The organism is Agromyces subbeticus DSM 16689, assembly GCF_000421565.1.
In the GTDB taxonomy this organism is placed as follows: Bacteria; Actinomycetota; Actinomycetes; order Actinomycetales; family Microbacteriaceae; genus Agromyces; species Agromyces subbeticus.
The window spans coordinates 119848-140947 of the sequence record NZ_ATXG01000003.1; the positions used below are offsets into that span (position 1 = coordinate 119848).

The window sequence follows — 21100 nt, forward strand, 5'->3', positions numbered from 1 at the left end:
TCCGCTCTCGACGACTCCTGTTGAATTCTCCGGCACTCAGCTCGGCATCCGGTTGAATCTGCGGATGACGCGGTCGAAGCTGCGGGCCGGAGCGACACGGTGCACCGCGTCGATGGTGCGGGCGGTCGTGCCGGCCGTGCGCCGGAGTTTCGGGTTGCGGTCGGTGGCCGCTGCGACGATCACCTTGGCGACGACGGCGGGGTCGTCGCCGCTGCTGAGGTTCTTCGCGATCAGCTCGTCGTAGTTGCGTCGCCCGGCCGCGTAGAGCGGCATGGGGGTATCGGCTTCCACGCTGTGGCCTGCGAACGGCGTGTTGATCGGGCCTGGCTCAACGAGCAGCACTCGGATGCCGTGCTCGCGCACCTCGTGGTCGAGCGATTGGGAGTAGCCCTCGACCGCGTGCTTGGTCGCGACGTAGGGCGCCATGAACGGACTGGGCACGAACCCGCTGAGCGAGGAGACGTTGATGATGCGACCGCGGCCGCGGGCGCGCATGTGCGGCAGCACGGCCTTGGTCGTGCGCATGACGCCGTAGACGTTGATGTCGAAGATGTCTTGCGTCTGGGAGATCGAGAACTCCTCGGCCGCGCCGGTCGTGCCGACGCCGGCGTTGTTGACCAGAACGTCGATGTGCCCGAATCGGTCGATCACCTGGGTGAGTGCTGCGGCGACCGACTCGTCGCTGGTGACGTCGAGGTCGACGTAGGTCACCCCGGTGAGCGGGGTGAGTCGCGCGGTGTTGCGGCCGGTTCCGATCACCTGGAAGCCTGCGGCCGCCAGGGCGATCGCTGTGGCTTTGCCGATGCCGGAGGTTGCGCCGGTTACGAACGCGACCCGCTGAGTTGTTGTCATCGTGAGCTCCTGAAGCTTTAGATTACGATCGTACGACTATAGATCGCGCGAGACTGCGGAAGCAAGGTCCTCCGGAAATTCGGCCTCGTTGTTCGCGATCACCTGGATGGCGCCACCGGGTGATACCGCGCCGACGGCCCACTCTCTCGACCGCTCGCAGCGGCGCATCCGCGAACCGCTTGCAATGTCCGCCGGACAGTACGTAACATCGCCGTCACTGACTGACAACGATGTCATCATGGCATCGTGACTCGTGCAACGAAGGGCGAAACGAATAATGACGACGAAATCAGGATGGCGCGCAGCCGCGGCGGCGGCCACCGTCGCGGCGCTTGCGACCGGCCTCATGGGCGCCGTGCCAGCGGCCGCAGAGGATGCGGCACCGGACCCGGCCTCGGAGCAGTACCGACCCTCGCTGCACTTCTCACCGGAGCGCAACTGGATGAACGACCCGAACGGCCTCGTCTACGACGACGGCACGTGGCACCTGTTCTTCCAGCACAACCCCTCGGGCACCCGCTGGGGCAACATGAGCTGGGGCCACGCGACGAGCACCGACCTCGTGCACTGGGAAGAGCGGCCGGTCGCGATCCCGCAGACCTTCGACGCGAACGGCGTCGCGATCGAAGACATCTTCTCGGGCTCGGTCGTGGTCGACGAGGAGAACACGAGCGGCTTCGGCACCGCAGAGAAACCGCCGATGATCGCGATCTACACGAGCGCCTACACGCCCGCCCACCCGACCCACGCCGGCAAGCAGGCCCAATCGCTCGCCTACAGCCTCGACCACGGGCAGACCTGGACGAAGTACCTGGGCAACCCGGTCTACGACCGCGACTCCGCGAACTTCCGCGACCCGAAGGTGTTCCGCTACACGAACCCCGCCACGGGCGAGTCGTACTGGGTGATGGCCGCGGTCGAGGCCCTGCAGTACAAGGTCGTGCTCTCCCGCAGCGACGACCTGAAGACGTGGACGCACCTCAGCGACTTCGGCCCGGCGAACGCGGCTGGCGGCATCTGGGAGTGCCCCGATCTCTTCCCGCTTCCGGTCGACGGCGACCCGGCGAACACCAAGTGGGTCATGGTGGTCAACCTGAACCCGGGCTCGGTCGCGGGCGGCTCGGGCGGCCAGTACTTCGTGGGCGAGTTCGACGGCACGACGTTCACCTCGGAGAGCACGGTGTCGGATGCCGCGGTGCCGCCCGGCGACCTCTTCGCCGGGTTCGACGACGGCAGGTACGGCGACTGGGCGGTCGGCAACGAGCCGGGCAACTGGAAGAACGGGCCATGGGGCGACGCTCCCGCGGCGGGAACGCTGCCGGGCCAGAACACCGTGACCGGCCACCTGGGTGCCGGCCTCGTGAATGGCTTCAACGACTTCGACTGGCCCGTCGGCACGCTCGAGTCGCCCACGTTCACCGTCGACCGGCCCTTCGTGAACCTGCTCGTCGGCGGCGGCAACCACCCGCACGTCGACGGCACCCGGCTCGGCAACGAGCCGCCCGCCGGCCGGCTGCTCTTCGACGGTTTCGAGTTCGCCGACGGCACGACGCTCGCCGACACGGGCTGGCAGGCCACCGGCGACCTCGCGATCGACCCGAGCCGCAGCCCGTCGACGCAGGGCGGCGACTACTTCCTCGGCCAGAAGCGCATCAACACCTTCGAGGCCGGGCCGTTCGGCGACACCAACCGCGGCGATCTCACCTCGCCGGCCTTCACGATCGAGCCCGGCGAGGATCGCCTGTCGTTCCTGCTCGGCGGCGGCAGGCGACTCAACGGCACGCTCGAGGCGCGACTGCTCGTCGACGGCGAGGTCGTGCGCACGGCGTACGGCCCCGAGGGCGGCGCGCTGAACTGGCAGTCGTGGGACGTGTCGGAGTTCGTCGGCCGCGACGCGCAGTTCCAGGTGCACGACGACGCCACCGGCGGCTGGGGCCACCTCACGGTCGACCACCTCGTGCTCGGCGGGGCGCCGGCGCGGGCCCGCTCTGAGGAGACCTCCGTGAACCTCGTCGTCGGTGGCGAGATCGTGCGCTCCGCGACGGGCAGCAACAGCGAGAACCTCGACTGGGTGAACTGGAACGTCGCCGAGTTCGCCGGGCAGGAGGCATCCGTCCGCATCATCGACAACAACCGGTTCGGCTGGGGCCACGTGCTTGTCGACCAGGTGATGTTCTCGGATGCCGCGGCCGCACCGCGCATCGAGGGCTACGACTGGCTCGACTGGGGCCGCGACTACTACGCGACGGTGTCGTTCAGCAACGCGCCCGACGGCCGCCGCGTGATGCTCGGCTGGATGAACAACTGGGACTATGCCAACGACATCCCGACGGGCTCCTGGCGCAGCGCGATGGCGCTGCCGCGCGACGTGTCACTCGTGACGACCGAGCGCGGCCCGCGGCTCGTGCAGCAGGTCGTGCCCGAGTTCGCTGAGCTCGAGCAGACCGATCGGTCCTTCACGGATGCCTCGCGGCCGATCACCGACGGTGCGGAGACGCTGCCCGTGGCGGGCGAGGTCGTGCGCATCGACGCCGTGCTGCGACCGGGCGCCGCCGACGCGGTCGGGCTCAGCGTGCTGGGAGACGACGAGTCGGCGACGCGCATCGGGTACGACGCGACATCGGGCCGGCTGTTCGTCGACCGACGCGATTCGGGCAGCACGGGCTTCCACCCTGCGTTCGCCTCGCTCGATGACGCTCCGTTGGCGCTGCGCGACGACGGCACGATCGCGCTGACCGCCTACATCGACCGCTCCTCGGTCGAGGTGTTCACCGCCGACGGCCGCACGACGATCACCGATCAGGTGTTCCCGAACGCCGGCGCCGACGCCATCGGGCTCTGGGCCGACGGCGAGGGCGCGACGCTCGAGTCGCTCACGGTGACGCCGATGCACGGAGCGATGTACCAGGAGGCCGGGGTCGACGATGCCACGGCGGCGCCGGCGGCCGCCGAGGTCTCGGCGCTCACGGGCCCGCGAAAGGGTCCGGATGCCGACGGCGACTTCGTCATCAAGGTCAAGGTCGCCAAGGGCGAGCCGACGACCGTCGTGCGCCTCGTCGAGAACCGCTCGGTGATCGGCCGGGTCTACCGCTCGGCCGGCGACGGCCGTGTCGTCGAGTTCGCCATCACGGATGCCGCGCCGGGCGAGCACCGTTACTCGATCGAGGTCGAGAACTCGGCGGGCGTCACACCGAGCGGCGAGCTGCTCGTGCGCGTCGCCGGCTGAGACGAACGGATGCCCCGGGGCGAGGCGCCCCGGGGCATCCGTCGTTCGTGCCTCTACTGCACCTTGCCGCCGGGGTTGACGTCGAGGTTCGCCGGGATGTCGGCCCAGCCGCCCAGCCCGTCGGTGCCGTAGGTGTAGTCGACGGCGCTGTCGGCGCCATCGAGGTCGATCTTCACGGTCGGGGCGAGCGTGCCGCCGCGCACGAAGTCATCGTGCGTGCCGATCGTGTCGATGAACGACTGCACCAGTCCGCCGGGCATCACGTAGTGCGAGTACGCCTGGAAGTGACCCGGGTGCTGGTTGTAGTCGGGAGCGAACGGCTGACCGCCGGCGAAGTTGAGGTTCGTCGGGTTGCCGAGCGCGAGGCCCGATCCGCCGTTCAGCGGCTGGAAGTCGCTGCGGATGCCGTCGCCGACGAAGCCGTAGACGCCCTCGGGGCCGTCGATGCCGTTCGCGAACGTGCCGCGGTGGCTGATGGTGAAGAGGTAGGCCTTGCCGTCTTCGAAGACGAACTGCGGGCGCTCGGTCTGGTCGGTGACGCAGTTGGCCGACAGGATCGGCGGCAGGAACTCCCACTCGGTGAGCTCGTCGTTCTTCGCCTTCGCGAGGCCGATGTTGCCGATCTGGTAGGTCGCACCCGAGGCGTTGACCGCGTCGACCGTCTCGGCGTAGGGGTCGCCCTCACGGTAGCCGAGGTCCTCCTCGGTGCACTGTGCGGACTCGCGCGGCATGGCCGAGTTGCCCTCGAACACCATGTAGGTCTCGCCGGGGTGCGCCGGGTCCTCGAAGGTGAACGGGTCGCGGAAGTTGAAGAACTCGTTCTGCGCACCGGTCTGGTAGTACGTGCCATCGGCCTCGAGCAAGCTCGTGACCTTGTTGAAGCCCGTGAGCTTCACGCCCTGCTTGTTGGCGTGCACGTGCCCGACGCTCAGTGCGATGCGCGGGTCGTAGGGCTTGATGTTGTTGCCGGCTGCGTCACGGTAGAACGCGACATCCGTGAAGAAGAGCTTGATCTCGCCGCCCTTCATGATGCGCGCGGAACCCGACCACTGGGTCTGGTGGCTGTACGACTGGTCCTCGAAGATCTGGCCGGTCACGCCCTCGTCGAAGACGAGGCCGCCGTAGGTCCAGCCGCCGTTCTCCGGCCGCTCATCGGCCGAGAGGCCGGCCGGGCGGAAGAAGTAGCCGATCTTCGCGAAGACGTGCCGGTCGTCGAAGCCGAGGCTGCGGTCGGCGACGAGCGAGAAGATGATCTCCTGGCCGTTGACGCTGTACTGGTTGCCGGCCTCGTCGGTGAGCGGCCAGGTGTCCCACACCCAGACCTCGCCGTTCGACATGTCGGGGAAGTCCTGCGGCACCGTCGGCATGGTGAGTGCGGTCGGCATCGAGTTCTCCCGCGAAGGCGCGCCCGGGTCGGAGAGGCGCTTCAGCTGACGGGCGTCGGCGCGGGTCCACTTCGCGGTGAAGTCGTCTTCTGGCGCGTAGGCCTCTTGCGTGTGCAGGGTCGGCTCGGGGCCGGGCTGCAGGTCGTCGGGTGCGGCGACCGCTCCCGCCGTGCCCGTGAAGAGGGTCGCGACCAGGGCGCCGGCCGCGGCCATTGCTCCGATGAGTGGGCGCTTGATACGCCCCGGTGATGTTGACATGTTCGTCGCCTTTCGTGGATGAAGGTACTTCCTCGAATCCGCGACGCTTGTGCTCCCCCAGCACTGGAACCTATGGGAAAACTGACAACGTTGTCAAGTCGTGGACAATATCTTCGAAATGAATGTCTTCGCATGCGAATTGGCTGATCAGCAGGCTGGCGCGGATGGTCGCGCGTTCATGGCCGCGATCGGCGCGCCGATGTTTGCAAATCGATTTGGAAGCGGTTAGCGTTGCCGACGATTCCTCGAGTGGCGCTTGCGCTCCTCCCCACAGACACAGCTGCGAAGGTGCATCGCCGGTTCCGACGACCACCCCGCGACAGCGGATCTGACGGCCCGGCGGTGCACGAACCACGACGGAGGATCATGAACCGCACACACCAGCGTGACGCGCCGGACGGCGCGGCGACGCGCGTGCGCTCGGGCCGATGGCGTCGGCCCGGCGGCTCGACGCGCGTCGTCATCACGATCATCGCCATCGCCACGGTCGTCGCGGCAATCGTCGCCGGCGTCGGCATCGCAATCCTGCTCGCACCGGGCAGCCGCGCGCCGGAACAACCGGATGCCGCCACCCGGGCCCCGACCGCCGCGCCCGACTACACCCGACCGGCCGAGTGGTCGCCCTACCGCCCGGCCGTGCACCTCACGCCGGCCGAGCGCTGGATGAACGACCCGCAACGGCCGATCTGGCTCGACGGCCGCTGGCACTACTACTACCTCTACAACGCCGACTACCCCGAGGGGAACGGCACCGAGTGGTACCACGCGACCTCGACCGACCTCGTGCACTGGCGCGACGAGGGCGTCGCGATCGACAAGTACGAGAACGGGCTCGGCGACATCGAGACCGGCAGCGCAGTGATCGACACGGAGAACACCGCAGGCTTCGGCGCGGGCGCCGTGATCGCGATGCTCACGCAGCAGCACGAGGGCGTGCAGCGGCAGTCGCTCTTCGTGTCGACCGACGGCGGCTCCCGGTTCGAGCCGTACGACGGCAACCCCGTGATGGACAACCCCGGCAAGACGCACTGGCGCGACCCGAAGATCGTGTGGGACGACGCGCGCGGCGAATGGCTCATGGTGCTCGCCGAAGGCCACCGCATCGGCTTCTACACCTCACCCGATCTGAAGTCATGGACCTATCGCTCGGCGTTCGAGCGTGACGACCTCGGCGTGCTCGAATGCCCCGACCTGTTCCGGATGTCGCTCGATGGCGACCCCGCGAAGACGACCTGGGTGCTCGCCGCCGGGGTCAACGGCACCGAGCACGGCATGTCGACCGGTACCGCGTATTGGACCGGGGCGTGGGATGGCGAGAGGTTCACCGTCGACGGCGACGGCGACGGTGCAGCCCCGCCGTCGTGGCTCGACCGGGGCGCCGACTTCTATGCGACCGTGACATGGGAGGACCCGCGCCTGCCCGAGGCGGAGCGCCTCGCGTCGCGCTACTCGATCGGCTGGCTCAACAACTGGGCGTACGCCGGCGAGCTGCCCACCGACGACTGGCACGGCGGCACCGATTCGGTCGTGCGCGAGCTGGCACTCCGCAGCGTCGACGGGCGGCCGACGCTCGTCTCGACTCCGGTGGCGGCGCTCGCCTCGCTCGAGGGAGATGCCGAGCTCGTCGAGCACCTGCGGGTGTCGGATGCCTCGAGCACTCCGCTCCCCCAGCCCGACTCCGACGCCTATCGCCTCCGCGTCGAGGTCGCTGCCGACCCCGGTGACCCGGCCTCGGAGGTGCGGTTCCGCATCAAGGAGGGCGACGGCGCGTTCGCGACCGTCGGCGTCGACTTCGAGGCCGGCACCGTGTTCGTCGCGCGTGACGCCGACGCCGTGGCGGCCTCGATGCCGCCCGTCTACCGGGACGTGCGCACCGCACCGGCACCAGCTCGAGACGGGGTAGTGACCCTCGACCTCGTCGTCGACACGGGCTCGGTCGAGGTCTTCGCGAACGACGGCGAAGCGGTGCTCTCGAACGTCGTCTTCGGGGCGCCCGGTGCGAACGGCCTCTCGGTGGAATCCGTCGGCGGGGCGACGGAACTGCGCTCGATGCGACTCGCGCCGCTCGCGGTGGCAGCGGTCGAGCGGGCGACCGGAGTTCGCGGTTGACGCGAGGAAGCAGCTCGAACGCATACTCCGAGATTCGGTGTCGTTCGCATCGGTTCGTAGGATCTGGGCAGCCAGCGTTCGCGCAGAGTCTTGGTCGCCGCCTCGATTGAGTCCGCCGCACCATTCAGCAACCGGACCTTCCACCACACTTCGGGTAACGTGGCCTTCAATCTGGTGCGACCGGGGGTCATGCTGGGCTGAAGAGGTGTTCGGGACTGCGCAACCCACACCTTGCACCGAGGCATTTGGGGACCCATGCGCAAATGGCATTCTTCGTTCGACCGCACCGTCGCGTCGAGCGGCACGATCGCAGACGCTCCGCGCATCCCATCAGGTCTGCTCGAGCGGCCGAGGCTGTATGCGCTGCTCGACTCGGATGCACCGTTGACGGTCGTGCGAGGTGTCGGTGGTTCGGGCAAGACGGTGCTGCTGCGACAGTGGGCCGGCCGCTCGGAACGGCGCGTGATCTGGGTTGACATCGAGCCGCAATCGTCCACGCCCGAAGGATTCGCGGTCGCAGTGCTCCAGCGGCTCGCGCGGGGCGGGCTGCTCCCTGCTGCCCGTGCGCACGCCGCGGTCGACACAGCGCAGACGGGCGATGGACCCGGCGTTTCGCTCGACGGCGCGCTCTCGGACATGCACGCGCCACCCGTGATCATCATCGACAAGGCATCAGTAGCGGACGAGTCGACGCTCCGAAGCATCATCGAGCTTCTGCTGCGGCATCCCTCGCTACGGGTCATCGCCGCCGCGAACCAGACGACCCAGCTCGACGAACCCGGCCTCGCATTCGTGATCGATCGGGCCGTGGTCTCACCGATCGACCTCATGTTCACTCAGCAGGAAATCCGAGCGACGCTGCACATCAGCCCTGCGATGGCCGAAGAAGTGCATCAGCTGTCCGGCGGTCTCCCCGTCGTCGTTCACGCTCTGGCTGCCCGGGCGAACACGGGTCTCCCGCGTGCCGAGCTACTGGCAGTGGCTGCCGACTCCGTCGAGGCCTTCATGCGAGCTCGGATCACCGGGGCCGGATACGACCCGCGCATCATCGACGCGCTGACCCGCATGAGTCTCGCCGACGAGCTGACCATCGAACTCGCTCACGACCTCACCGCGGACGACAACGCTCGAAGCATCCTCGACGCCGCAGCGGACTACGGATTCGGTGAATGGTCGGAGCAAGGCGCCCGCCGGTTCACCTTCATCCCACTCGCGAGGGAACTGCTGCGACGTGAGCTCAAGGCCCGATTCCCCGAGGAGTTGCCTCGGCTGAACGCGGCGCTCGTGAATTGGCGCATGCAGAACGGCATGGCGATAGCGGCTCTCGAATCCGCAGTGGCCGGTGACGACCTGACTCTCGCGACCCATGTCGTGAAGTCCACCTGGTTCACCCTGCTGCGACAGCACGGGACACAGGTTCGCGGCATCCTCGGCACGGTGCCCCTCGAGCGGCTCCGCGCGTACCCGCTGCTCGTCATGCTGCTGGCGATCTGCCACAACGCCGTCGGTGTGCGCCGGATGCGCGGACTGCAGTTGTTCGCCCTCGCCGCGTCGGCGACGAAGACGACGAACGGCGCACTCTCCCAGAGCGACCGCGTGTTCCTCTGCGCCGCCGAGAGCTCCGCCCTGCGGGTGCTTGGTTTCCATGCACGCGCCATCCCGCCAGCCCAGCGTGCACTCAAAGCCGCCGAACGGCTCTCGCCCGAAGAGACCGGCCAATACCGCGAGCAACTGCCCCTCATCTACGCACAACTCGGCATCACCTTCTACTACGGCAACGAAGTCAGCCTCGCCCTCGAAATCTTCAGCATGGGACTCGCACTCGCGGAAAGCGATCATCGTGAGTCGGGGTTCAGTTGCGTCGCGATGCTCGCCGGCATCCACGCGTTGAACGGCGACATCCCCGAAGCCCGTCAATCCGTCGAATTCGTTCGCGCCCGGGATTGGCCAACCGTGCTGGTCGACGGCTATCAAGGCACTTTCTACCGAGTCGCCGAGGCGGTGATCGCCCTCGAGGGACTCGATGTGGAATCGGCCAAACGTCACGTTCGGGTGTTCGCACCTCACCGCGCGACGAGTGAGCATTGGCTCGTCATGGCGCGTGTCGAGGCGATGGTCGCGTTGCAGGCAGGAGAAGCGGCGACCGGGCTCGAAAAGCTGGACTCGAGCGTCGCCGAACACGGCCGCGCCGGGCATACGCCGAGGGCACGCCGGGCGCTCAGCACAGTTCGCATGCTCTTGCACCTCGCACTCGGCAACCCTGACGCGGCACGAGAAGTGCTGCACCGGGATGCAACGGAAGCCAATGCGCGCTCGATGGTGGACCATGCACGGCTCGCGCTCGTCACCGGTCGACCAGGTGACGCGCTCCGAGCGGCCCGCGAAGCCGCTCGATTCGCGCCTTCATCGCGAGTGACCACTGAAGCGGCAGTACTCGAGGCGGTCGCCCTGCTCCGAACCGTCGATGAAACGCATGCCAAGAACGCGATCGAACGTGCCTCGGCGCTTCTCGGCGGCCGTGGCCAGCTGCTCCCGCTCACTCTGATCCCCGCGGATGACCGCGAGCGTCTCACTGCGCTCATCGCTGCACCATCGGTGTCGCCACAGCTGACCTCCGTCATCCAGGGCGGCGACGCCGCACCCATCCTCACCCCACGCGAGCGACTCGTGCTTCGCGCCCTCACTCGCTCGGCAAGCAGCAGCGTGATCGCCGCAGAACTGTCGGTGTCAACGAACACCGTGAAGACGCAACTGAAGAGCCTGTACCGCAAACTCGGTGCGTCCAACCGCAAGCAGGCGATCACCATCGCGATCGCACGACACCTACTACCGCCCTACCCGGAGACTCCGGGGACACGCAGGGACGCCGACCGATGACGCATCTGTGCCGGAGGCGCAAGCGCCCCGATACCGAGTGCTTGGCAAGGCGAGGGGCTCGAATTCACCCTCGACTTCACCCCCAAAAGCATGCGAAGCAACTTTCGTGAGATGCTTGCCCCCCATTCCTTGGGGGGCATCAACGGTGACGAACGGTAGACACGCGCGCACGCACACGATTCGGAGGACCGCTGCGGCGGTCCTCGCGGCTGTCATGGCCTTGGGGCTGGCGGTGGCTGGCGCAACGAGTGCACAGGCGACCACCAACTACCCGGGCAGTCGCCTGATGCTCGACCAGACGTTCTACGTCTACGTGGAGGCGGGTGAAGTTCCGTATTACAACTTCACCCAATTCGCCGGCGATCCGAATCAGGCGGCGGATTTCACCATCACAGACCCGACCGGCGTGGTGCAGCAGACCTGCCACTTCAACGCGGGCTCGCCGAACGGCTCCGCGTGTGTAGCGACGGGGCTCGCCTCGATTCCGGGGGTGTGGGCGATCAAGTACGAGGACAACGAGATCGTCGCAAACACCACGAACTGGAACTGGAACTGGGAGGTCGAAGCGCGTACCGCCGCAAACGTTGAGATTCCAGGACGGACCTGGGTCGAGCGGTACGGGCAGAACCAGGCCGGCGCAACCAACCAGTCGCTGTGGATCGCCACCCCTGAGGGCTACCTGTACGGAGTGCTCCTCGTCGCATACAACGGCCTCGGATCGTACTTCGAGTCCAACGGCTTCGGACTGGTCGACGCCGGCACCTGCACCCCGATCTACAAGTCGGTCGAGGGCACAGTGTTCGGTGCCAACGGGGTATTCATCGACCCGCGCTACGACTACAGCGACGCGTGCGGCGACGCCTACAAGATCTTCCTCGACGCTCCTGCTGCCGACTTGCCAGCGAACGCTCCATCAGCTCAAGGCATGGAATGGATCCGACCAACGGCCATCGCACCGGCCGCAACGAATCTCACGTTGATCCCGAACAGCCCGTTCACACGCGCCGGGCAGATCGAGTTCGACCTCGCCGGCGTCAACGGCGGATACTCGATCGAGATCGACGCCGACAACAACGGTTCCTACGACGACGCAGCCGACCGCACAATCCCGTGGGGCAGCCCTCCCGGGCACATCACCGTCCCGTTCGACGGTCTCGACGGCGCCGGCCAGCCCATGGACGTGTGCGCACCATTCTCCACGCGAGTCGTCGTCGACCGCGTCGGTGAAATGCACCTCGTCCTCCAGGACGTGGAGCGTCTCGGCAACGTCAACAGCGCCTCCGGAATTCGGGTGACCGGACTCACCCCGGGTGTGACGGCACCGAACCCCAAGGTCTACTGGGACGACCGCGATCTCGCACCTCGAGGGACGCAGGCCGTGTTGCCATACGCCGACGGCCGAAGCGGAGTAGATACTTCCACGCTGACCTCCGGCTTCGGAACACACGGCTGGCCGCAGCCGTGGGGGGACCTGCGCTCGATCGAGAACTGGACCTACTACGAAGCACAAGCCGGCGACGAGACCCGCATCGAAGCCGCATGCGCGCCCGGACTCAGCATCGACAAGGAATCCGAACTCAACGACACCAACGCCAACGGCGCTGCCGATGTCGGCGAAACGATCGACTACACGTTCCTGGTGCGCAACACCGGCAACGCCCCGCTCACCGACGTGACCGTCGACGATTCTCTCGTCGCGGGCGTCACTCCGGAACCCGTCGACTTGCCGGTATTCGGCGAGCAGCTGTTCACGTCCACGCCATATGTCGTGACGCAGGCTGATGTCGATGCCGGCGGCGTAACGAATATCGCCACTGCTATCGGTCTGGGTCCTGACGAAGACCCGGTGGTCTCTGAAGAGGACACCGAGTTCGTTCCGACGCCTCCTCGAGAGCCGGCAATCACGCTGGACAAGCAAGCCGAACTCAACGACACGAACGGCAATGGCGTCGCCGACCTCGGCGAGACCATCGACTACACCTTCACTGTCGAAAACACCGGAAACGTCACGGTCACTGACGCCACGATCGTCGATGACCTGGTCTCCGGTATCAGCGCATCCGTCACCCTCGCTCCGGGAGAGACGAACGTGTTCACGGCCGACCCGTACGTGGTCACGCAAGCCGACCTCAACACCGGCTCAGTGAACAACTCGGCCATCGCCGACGCGGTAAGCCCTATCGGGCCCGTGGAATCCAACACCGACACCACCAAGGTTCTTACCCCGGTGCCGGATCCGCTCCTGACCCTGGAGAAGTCCGGGGAAATCACCATCGATGTCAACGGCAACGGCCTGGCCGACGTCGGTGACACGGTTCACTACTTCTTCGTCACTCACAACGAGGGAACGGTCGACCTCACCGGAGTGACGATCAACGACCCGAAGGTCGGCACCACAACGCCGGCGTCAATCGACGTGGAAGCGAACACCAACGCGTTCTTCGAAGCCGACTACGTGACCACTCAGGCCGACGTGGACGCAGGCGCCCTGCTCAACACGGCAACAGCAAGCGGCATCTACCTCTCCGTCGACGGCCCGGTAGATGTCGTTTCGGGTCCGGCCAATGCGGTCATTCCGACGCCAGAGCTCGCACCATCCCTCTCCATCGAGAAGGATGGAGCGCTCGACGACACCAACACGAATGGCGTGGCGGATGTCGGCGAGACGATCACGTACACGTTCGAAGTCACGAACAACGGCAACACGACCCTCCTCGGCGTGAACGTCATCGACGATCGAGTCGCCAGCGTGCTCCCGGCGGGAACCGATCTCCTGCCAACTGCGACAGCGACCTTTACAGCCTCGCCATACACCGTGACCCAAGCCGACGTCGATGCGGGTGAGGTTCTCAACACCGCCTTTGCTCGCGGTCACGTGCCGAACGGCACCGAGGTCTTCTCCTCGGTTGACGAGCACGTCGAGGACGTCGTTGCTGCCGACCCGTCACTCGCGATCAACAAGACCGCCGAACTCGACGATACGAACAACAACGGCACCGCCGACGCCGGAGAAACGATCGTGTACACGTTCGGGGTACAGAACACGGGCAACGTCACGCTCTACGACGTTGTCGTGAACGATGCGCTGATCGCCGAGCTCCTGCCCGAACCGATCGACTACCTACCACCGGCAGCTATTTACATCTTCGTCGCCTCCCCATACAGCGTGACCGCCGAAGATGTTGCAGCCGGCGAGATCGTCAACGTCGCTACCGCGACCGGCACGACCGCCACGGACCAGCCGGTGGAGTCGAACGAGGACACAGCGACCGTGCTCGCCACGTCTCCGGCGACGCCTCCCGCACCGCCGGTGACTCCTGGAGGTGGCCTCGCGCAATTGGGCGCGACCGGCATCGAAGCACTGCCCTTCTGGGCGACAGCGCTGGCGCTCCTGCTGGTCGGCGGCATCGGCGTAGCAACCGCTCGCCGGCATCGCATGGCGAACACAACGAGTCGATAACACCGCGAAAGAGTCCCGTGCACGCATACGAAACACTGCGTGTACGGGACTCTCTGCGTCTCAGCGCCGCGTGGTTCGCAGCGCAGCACCACGACAAGCTCCGCTCCAGCTCCTGTGCTCGTCGGATGATTCATCCGCACCTCGGCCGTTTCCGGTTCCCTCACTAGAGAGCAGGGATGTCGGATCAGCGGGCCGGCGGCGCCACGGAGCCCCGCTCGACCAGCTCGCACCTGAGAAACAGCGGCGTTGCGACATCCGCTACCGCTCGCCGACCTCGATCGACCCCGTCGATCATGTCGAGCAGTGTGTTCATCCCCCAGCGGCCCATCGCCCGGTGCGGCAGCGCGATCGTGGTGAGCGCGGGCGCCAGCGCCGCCGCCACGATGTCGAGGTCGTCGACGCCGAGTACCGAGCAGTCGCGCGGGACGTCGAGGCCGAGTGCCGCCGCGGCCTGGTAGACGCCCATCGCCATCTGGTCGTTGAAGCAGAACACCGCTGTCGGCCGTTCCGCGCTCGCTCGCTCGAGGAGGCGGCGGCCCGCTTCGCGGCCCCCGATCGCATCGGAGGCGCCGCGCTCGATGAACGCGGGAGATGCATCCACGCCGGCGGCGGTGAGGGCGGCACGGAACCCGGCCTCGCGTCCACGGCTCGCGGGCGTGTCATCCGTCGTCGTCGCGAACGCGATGCGGCGGTGGCCGGCGGCCAGCAGGTGCTCGACCCCTTTCATCGCGATCGCGGGCTCGTCGGGGGCGATCGACGGCGCTTGCCACCCGTCGACCGGCACGGCGTCGACGAGCACGACCGGCGTGTCGCCGAGATTCTCGGGGCGGCTCACCCGCTGATGGAACATACGCGCGAGCAGGATGCCGTCGACTCGGTGATCGACGAGGGAACGCAACTGGCGCGCCTCGAGCTCCGCGTCGCCCTCGGAATCGACCACCATCACGACGACGTCTCGCTCGCGCGCCGCCTGCTGCGCACCCTGCACGATTCGGCCGGCGAACGCGGTCGTCGCGATGCGGTCGCTCGCGAGCCCGATCACGCCCGTGCGCTGCAGTCGCAGACCACTCGCGAGCCGGTTGGGCGTGTAGCCGAGCTCAGCGGCGGCCTGAATGACTCGATCTCGTGTCGCGGCACGCACCGCCCGGCTTCCGCTCAGCGCGTGCGAGACGGTCGTCGGTGAGACACCTGCCGCCGCAGCGACGGCGGCGATGCTGGGCCGACGCCGATTCGCGTCATCCGCTCGCGGCTCGCTCCCCATGGGCATCGAGCCTATACGCGGAGTCTCAGCTCAGCGCAGTACGCCGGCACGGTACGCCGCCTCGGTGCGAGTCGCCGCACCGAGCTTGCGGAGGATCGCCGAGACGTGCACGCTCGCGGTCTTGCCGCTGATGAACAGCCGCTCACCGATCTGGCGGTTGCTGAGGCCCTCGGCGATGAGCTCGAGCACCTGCCGCTCGCGGGCGGTGAGCTCGGCGGTCGCGGCTGCGGCGGCCGCCGCGTCGTCGGATGCCGGTGCGCCGGCGATGCCGGGGGCAGCGCCGTTGCCCGCCGCACCGACGTGGGCCGATGCTGCGCGGCCACCGCCCATGCCGCCGTCGAGCGCGAGCCCCGCAGCCGCGGCGACCTGGGAGACCCGATCGCGGATGGCCCCGACCCCGCCGCTCGATGCAAGGTCGAGCGCGCTCTGCAAGGTGACCTTGGCGCTGGCGCGATCGCCGCAAGCGAGTTCGGCCTCACCCTGGCGCAACAGGGCGTAGGGAGCGAGGTAGCCCGCCGCCGCCGGCGCTGCTGCGGCCTGCGCGGCCGCTCGCCATGCTGCAGCGCTCGTTCCAGCGGAGCCGCCGGAACCGCCGGCACTGCCGGAGCCACCGGTCGCTCCGCTCGGTGCCGCGGCGAGTTCTGCCTCGAAGAATGCCGCCCAGAGCGGATGAGTGGGCCAGACGTCGAGCCGATCGAGCAGTCGGCGCAACGCCGGCTCGGCCGCGATGATCTCGGCCGCGAGCGAGTCGGAGAGCCCGCCGGCCCGTTCGACGGCGCCCGATCGGGCGGCACCGACGACCCTCGCCGACACCCAGAGCAGCGGCAGGGCGTAGCCGGGCAGCGGCGCGTTGGGTGCGTTCGGCTCGTCGAGCACGCGGCGCACCTCGCGCCACGCCTCGGCGACGTCGCCGTTGGCGAGGGCCACTTCGGCAGCGACCCGGCTCACACTGAGCCGCGTCTGGGTCTCGACCAGCATGATGTCGGCCATCACCGAACGCACGGCGCGCAACTGCTCGGCGGCGCGCACCGGCTCGCCGAGCCAGAGGATGGCCCAGATGCGGGCGCGCTGCAGGTAGACGCCGAACGGGCCGGGCGGGTCGAGGGCGATCGCGCGTTCGACCAGGGCGGCGGCGCGATCCCACTCGCCGAGCGCGAAGAGCGGGTCGACGGCGTTCGAGGCGAGGATCACGCCCGAGCTGCGCTCGACGCCCTGCGCGCGGGCCTGCTCGAGCCCTTCTTCGGCGAGCCGCACGGCCTCGCGGTGGTTGCCGACGAGGTGCTGCAGGTCTGAGGCGTTGACCCAGTAGCGCAGCAGCGCCGCGCCGTCGCCCTCGGCGAGTTCACGAGCCCGTTCGAGCCCGGCGAGCCCCGCCTCGACCTCGCCGCGGCTCGCGCGACTGACGGCTGCGACGTTCGTGGCGATCGATGCGTAACGCGGGGAGTCGATCTCGAACGCCACGGCGAGCGCGCGCTCGGCGGTCTCGACCGCCTCGTCGAGGCGGCCCTCGATCATGAGCCGACCGGCGAGCCCGGTGAGCGTCGTCATGCGCAGCTCGCTCGAGCCGTGTTCGCCGAGTGCCTCGAGCGCTTCTTCGAGCACCGGGATCGAGCCGGGGCGCCCGACGTTGGCGAGGTACATCGCCTTGTCGCGCAGGAAACGGGGGTACTGGGGGTCGTCGCGCGGACACTCCGCGAGCGCGGCCTTCACGAGCACGAGGCTGCGCTCGCCCTCACCGGCGTTGCGCAGGTGGGACGCGGTGCGGCCCATGAGTTCGAGCTTCGTCATGCCTGCGGCGCGCGCGGCGTCGGGCACGACGTCCCAGAGGCCGAGCGCCCGCTCGCCGAGCTGCGCCGCCGTGGCGTATGCCGCGGCGGATCGCGCCTCGCGCATCGCCTGGATCGTGGCCGGGAAGGCCCGCGCGGCATCGTGCGCGCCGAGCCAGTGGAAGGAGATCTCGGCCGCGAGCCGGCGCGTGCCCGCAGCTGCGGCCGCCTCGAAGGCCTCGGCGTAGCGGGAGTGGAAGCGTGCTCGTTCGCCGGGAAGCAGGTCGGCGAGGATCGCCTCGCGCACGAGGGCGTGCCGGAATGCGTAGTCGTCGCCGTCGATCGTGAGCACTCCGGCCAGCACGCTCTCGCGCGCAGCGAGCTCGAGCTCGGCGGCCGTGCCGTCGAAGACCGATTCGAGCATCGAGTGCGAGATGCGCACGCCGCCGACGCTGACGAGCCGCAGCAGCGCCTGCGAGGGTTCGGAGAGCCGCTCGTAGCGGGCGAGCAGCAGCTCGCGAAGAGTGTCGGGCAGGTCGCTCTCGTCGCGACAGCCGTCGAGGCCGACGAGTTCTTCGACGAAGAACGGCACCCCGTCGCTGCGGCGGAAGACCGTGGCGAGCACCTGGTCGGTGGGCGCCGCGCCGGTGAGCGACTTCGTGAGCTTGCGAACCTGTGCGCGGGTCAGCCGCGAGAGGTCGCGACGCTCGACCCAGCGATCGCGCTCGGCCTCGGAGAGGAAGGCGCGCAGCGGATGCCCCCGCGTGACGTCTTCGGTGCGGTAGGTGAGCACGGTGAGCACGCGGCTCGAGCCGAGCGCTCGCATGAGGAAGCGGAGCAGGGCGAGCGTCGCAGCATCGACCCAGTGCAGGTCTTCGATGAGGAACACGATCGGCCGCTCACGCGACAGGGTCTCGAGCAGCACCGCGATGCCCTCGTGCAGCTGGCCCGTTGCGGCGCCGACACCGGCCGGGGCCTCGGCGCTCGCAGCAACGGACTCGGATGCCGCGAGCTCTGGCAGCAGCGCCGCGAGCGCTGAGCGGCCGGGGCCGGCCGCCTCGAGCACCCGCTCGGGGCCGATGTCGGAGACGAGGGTGCGCAACGCCGCCTTCACGGGCGCGTAGGGCGCCGCCACGCTGCCGAGGTCGACGCATTGACCGACGAGCAGGCGCACGTCGGCCGGCAACCCGCGCTGGAACTCGCGGATCAGCCGGGTCTTGCCGATGCCGGCCTCGCCGCCGATGACGACGGTGAACGGCGCGCCGGCGCGTACCTCGTCGAGTCGCTCGTTGAGCCTCGAGAGGTCGGCGTCGCGGCCGACCATGGCCGCCGCTGACGTGGTCACGATCTCATCGTGCCACGTGCCGCCGACATCGTGGGCCGTCGAGGCATCCGTGATCGCGCTCGGCGCAACTCCACCCGCCGTGGGCGCGGTGGTCACCGCAGGGCGAGTCGCTGGGCCCGGTGCGCGTGGTGGCGGCGGTGCCGGCGCACGGGCTCGGGCGATGCCACCGCATCGCCCGAGCCGCGCTCCTCGGCGTCGCGCTGCAGGCCGAGCTCCCACTCGGCACGAAGCACGTCGTTCTGGTGTGCGTGCATTGCGACGAAGTCTGCTGAGAACTGCATGATGCCTCCTGGTGTGCCTCCGATCGCCTGACCGGATGCCTCCAGCGTGCTCGCTAAGGCACCTGCCACCCATCGGGCGATCGCCCTATTTCCTCGCCTCGAGGGCCTAGGGCGGAGGGCCCAGGGCGCCGGATACCGGGCGCACCAGACGTCTACGCTTCGCCTACGAGCGGCGAATCGGTGTATTCGCCCGCTCGTGCGCCGCGCCGGTTCGGGGGCTCCACCTCTGCGGCGTCGAGGAACGCCCGCGCCGAGAGCCTGCCCTGCTCGTCGAGGAGCCAGATGAGCAGGCGTGCCGCACCCCCGCTCGGCGGCACCGTGACGGTCACGGTCTCGGACAATCGGAACGGCTCGACTCGAACCGAGCCGGAGGATGCATCGTCGTGCTCCGGGAGCTCATCGACCGGGGATCCCGCGGGCACCCATGCTGCATGCACGGTCGCCTCCAGCGCCGAGTCGCCGTGATGCGAGACTCGCAGGTCGATGCCGAACGGCTCGGTGGGAGGCAGGATGTCGGCCCCGGCCGACAACGGCACGAGGTCGAGCACGAGCACCGTGTCGGCGTTGACGTCGGCCGGGATGCATCCGCCCCAGTCCTTCGCTCGACGATCGGCGGTGAGGAGTCCCGCCGCTTCGTGTTCGACATCGGCGAACTCCGTGTAGACGTATCCGGCGAACCGGTCGTGTCGACGCAGCTCCTGCGTCTCCCACCGCAGGTGCCATGCGCGCTCGAGACTCGTGAAGCCCTCGCCGTACTCGCTGTTGATGATGGGAACCCCGGTGCGCGGGAACTCCGACGAACCGTAGAGCGACTTGTCGACGATGAAGTCCGGGCCGAGACGCACCGGGAACGTCTCCTGTTCTCCGGACGCCATTCGTGCGACCGCGCGACGCCACTCCCCGAGGTCGGGCTCGTAGTAGTGCCAGTCGACGAGGTCGCTCTTCACGTGCGACCACCCCGAGTTCTCGACGATGGGCCGGGTCGCGTCGAGTCCACGGAGCCGGTCGTACGCTCGCTCTGCAGCGGCGGCGCGCGCGGCACTGCCCGGGATGTCCCAGTCGAGGCCCCATTCCTCGTTGTAGAGACCCCAGATCACGATGCTCGGGTGGTTGCCGTCGCGCTCGACCATGGCCGGCAATTGCGCATCGAACGCATCGGCCGCGGCCTCGGAGAAGCGGCTCGGGCAGGCCGGTTCGGCCCAGACGAGCGTGCCGGTGCGGTCGGCCTCGTGCAGCCAGATCGGTTCCTCGAACTTCAGGTGCTTGCGCACCAGGTTGTAGCCGAGGTCTCGAGCGAGCCGGATGTCGCGAAGGAGCGCGTCCGCGGTCGGCGCCGTGAGACCGGTGTCGGGCCAATATCCCTGGTCGAGGATGCCGCGGAGGTAGAGTCGCGAGCCGTTGAGGAAGAGCTGCTCGCCGCGCACCTCGATGCGACGCAGACCGGTGACTGCGACGACGGAGTCGGCTCCCTCGCCGTCGCCGGTGCTCACCTCGATCCGATACAGGTGCGGATCCGACGGCGACCAGAGGCGGGGTGCTGCGAGTTCGATGCGCCCGCTCGCCCGCCCCGCGGCATCCGTCGTCAGTCTGATCGCTTCATTCGTCGAGACGATGCGAGCGGAGACGGACGCGCCGTCGGGTGCGTCGCCGGCGAGTTCGACGGCCACGTCGAGACCGGTGAGGCTGTCGCCGCGCACGATGACCGATTGCGCGTAGGTGCGACCGCGGGCCTCGAGCCACACGGTCTGCCAGATGCCCGACGTCGGGGTGAACGACACTCCGTCGTAGTCGTCGCGCGGGATCGACCGCTGCTTGCCGTGAGCGACGGCGCGCTTGTCTGCCGGTGCCGTCACCTCAACCGTGAGCTCGGACTCGATGCCGGGCAACAGGTAGTCGGTGACGTCGAACTCGAATGACTCGTAGCCCCCGACGTGCTCGCCCACCACACCACCGTCGATCCGCACCACCGCGCGATGATGCACCGCGCCGAAGCTGAGCACGAGTCGCGATCCGACCCACGCCTCCGGCGCGACGACGCGACGACGATAGACACCGTGCTCGAGCCAGGATCGGTTGACCCCCGACGCTTCGCTCTCCCACGCGAACGGAACGGTGATCTCACCGGCATAGCCGTCTGCCTCGAACGACCATCTCCCGTTCAGATTCACCCAGCGGGAGGACCGGTCGCGATCGGGTCGCGGGTACTCGGGACGAGGGATCTCGGCGATGGCCGATGAACCCGGCTGTACCGTCGTGATCTCGGAAGGGAGTACTGACATT

At 68.4% G+C, this 21100-nt stretch carries 11 protein-coding genes; 5 read left to right on the forward strand and 6 right to left on the reverse strand.

All coding sequences use genetic code 11. The annotated features are described in order from the left end of the window. Positions 1–36 precede the first annotated feature (36 nt). Positions 37–852: an oxidoreductase gene (locus H521_RS0106715; RefSeq protein ID WP_022892261.1), complete on the reverse strand. Its 816-nt coding sequence runs from the start codon at positions 850–852 to the stop codon at positions 37–39. A gap of 277 nt (positions 853–1129) precedes the next feature. Between H521_RS0106715 and H521_RS21880 the strand changes: the two genes are divergently transcribed. Continuing rightward, positions 1130–4078: a GH32 C-terminal domain-containing protein gene (locus H521_RS21880; protein WP_022892262.1), complete on the forward strand. Its 2949-nt coding sequence runs from the start codon at positions 1130–1132 to the stop codon at positions 4076–4078. 53 nt (positions 4079–4131) lie between these two features. On the opposite strand, the gene H521_RS0106725 is transcribed toward H521_RS21880, so the two are convergent. Beyond that, complete coding sequence (locus tag H521_RS0106725; protein ID WP_026481999.1) at positions 4132–5721, reverse strand: glycoside hydrolase family 68 protein; 1590 nt, start codon at positions 5719–5721, stop codon at positions 4132–4134. Positions 5722–5821: 100 nt separating this feature from the next. Between H521_RS0106725 and H521_RS26570 the strand changes: the two genes are divergently transcribed. The 4 genes from H521_RS26570 to H521_RS0106740 all read left to right on the forward strand — a co-directional run bounded on the left by H521_RS26570 (position 5822) and on the right by H521_RS0106740 (position 14167). After that, positions 5822–5950, forward strand: a complete 129-nt coding sequence (locus H521_RS26570; RefSeq protein WP_281167449.1) for a hypothetical protein — start codon at positions 5822–5824, stop codon at positions 5948–5950. Positions 5951–6087: 137 nt separating this feature from the next. Next, the gene (locus H521_RS21885) at positions 6088–7830 is read left to right on the forward strand and encodes a glycoside hydrolase family 32 protein (RefSeq protein WP_022892264.1); all 1743 of its coding nucleotides are present in this window, start codon (positions 6088–6090) and stop codon (positions 7828–7830) included. Positions 7831–8085: 255 nt separating this feature from the next. Further along, positions 8086–10707, forward strand: coding sequence for a LuxR C-terminal-related transcriptional regulator (locus tag H521_RS24920; protein ID WP_022892265.1), 2622 nt, complete (start codon positions 8086–8088; stop codon positions 10705–10707). 232 nt (positions 10708–10939) lie between these two features. Then, positions 10940–14167, forward strand: a complete 3228-nt coding sequence (locus tag H521_RS0106740) for a DUF7507 domain-containing protein (protein ID WP_169513972.1) — start codon at positions 10940–10942, stop codon at positions 14165–14167. Between the two features lie 184 nt (positions 14168–14351). Here the strand turns inward: H521_RS0106740 and H521_RS0106745 are convergent, their stop codons facing one another. The 4 genes from H521_RS0106745 to H521_RS21895 all read right to left on the reverse strand — a co-directional run bounded on the left by H521_RS0106745 (position 14352) and on the right by H521_RS21895 (position 21099). Further along, on the reverse strand, positions 14352–15428 hold the full coding sequence (locus H521_RS0106745) for a LacI family DNA-binding transcriptional regulator (RefSeq protein ID WP_022892267.1): 1077 nt from the start codon (positions 15426–15428) through the stop codon (positions 14352–14354). A gap of 30 nt (positions 15429–15458) precedes the next feature. After that, the gene (locus tag H521_RS0106750; protein WP_022892268.1) at positions 15459–18635 is read right to left on the reverse strand and encodes a helix-turn-helix transcriptional regulator; all 3177 of its coding nucleotides are present in this window, start codon (positions 18633–18635) and stop codon (positions 15459–15461) included. After that, complete coding sequence (locus H521_RS0106755) at positions 18632–18820, reverse strand: hypothetical protein (protein WP_022892269.1); 189 nt, start codon at positions 18818–18820, stop codon at positions 18632–18634. Before H521_RS0106755 ends, H521_RS0106750 begins: the two co-directional genes overlap by 4 nt. A gap of 152 nt (positions 18821–18972) precedes the next feature. Then, positions 18973–21099: a glycoside hydrolase family 2 protein gene (locus tag H521_RS21895; RefSeq protein ID WP_022892270.1), complete on the reverse strand. Its 2127-nt coding sequence runs from the start codon at positions 21097–21099 to the stop codon at positions 18973–18975. Position 21100 lies beyond the last annotated feature (1 nt).

Bases quoted from the DNA above. Each gene is read 5' to 3' on its own strand.
- H521_RS0106725 (WP_026481999.1), bottom strand. From the start codon at position 5,721: ATGTCAACATCACCGGGGCGTATCAAGCGCCCACTCATCGGAGCAATG.
- H521_RS21895 (WP_022892270.1), bottom strand. From the start codon at position 21,099: ATGTCAGTACTCCCTTCCGAGATCACGACGGTACAGCCGGGTTCATCG.
- H521_RS0106755 (WP_022892269.1), bottom strand. From the start codon at position 18,820: ATGCAGTTCTCAGCAGACTTCGTCGCAATGCACGCACACCAGAACGAC.
- H521_RS24920 (WP_022892265.1), top strand. From the start codon at position 8,086: ATGCGCAAATGGCATTCTTCGTTCGACCGCACCGTCGCGTCGAGCGGC.
- H521_RS0106745 (WP_022892267.1), bottom strand. From the start codon at position 15,428: ATGGGGAGCGAGCCGCGAGCGGATGACGCGAATCGGCGTCGGCCCAGC.
- H521_RS21880 (WP_022892262.1), top strand. From the start codon at position 1,130: ATGACGACGAAATCAGGATGGCGCGCAGCCGCGGCGGCGGCCACCGTC.
- H521_RS0106715 (WP_022892261.1), bottom strand. From the start codon at position 852: ATGACAACAACTCAGCGGGTCGCGTTCGTAACCGGCGCAACCTCCGGC.
- H521_RS21885 (WP_022892264.1), top strand. From the start codon at position 6,088: ATGAACCGCACACACCAGCGTGACGCGCCGGACGGCGCGGCGACGCGC.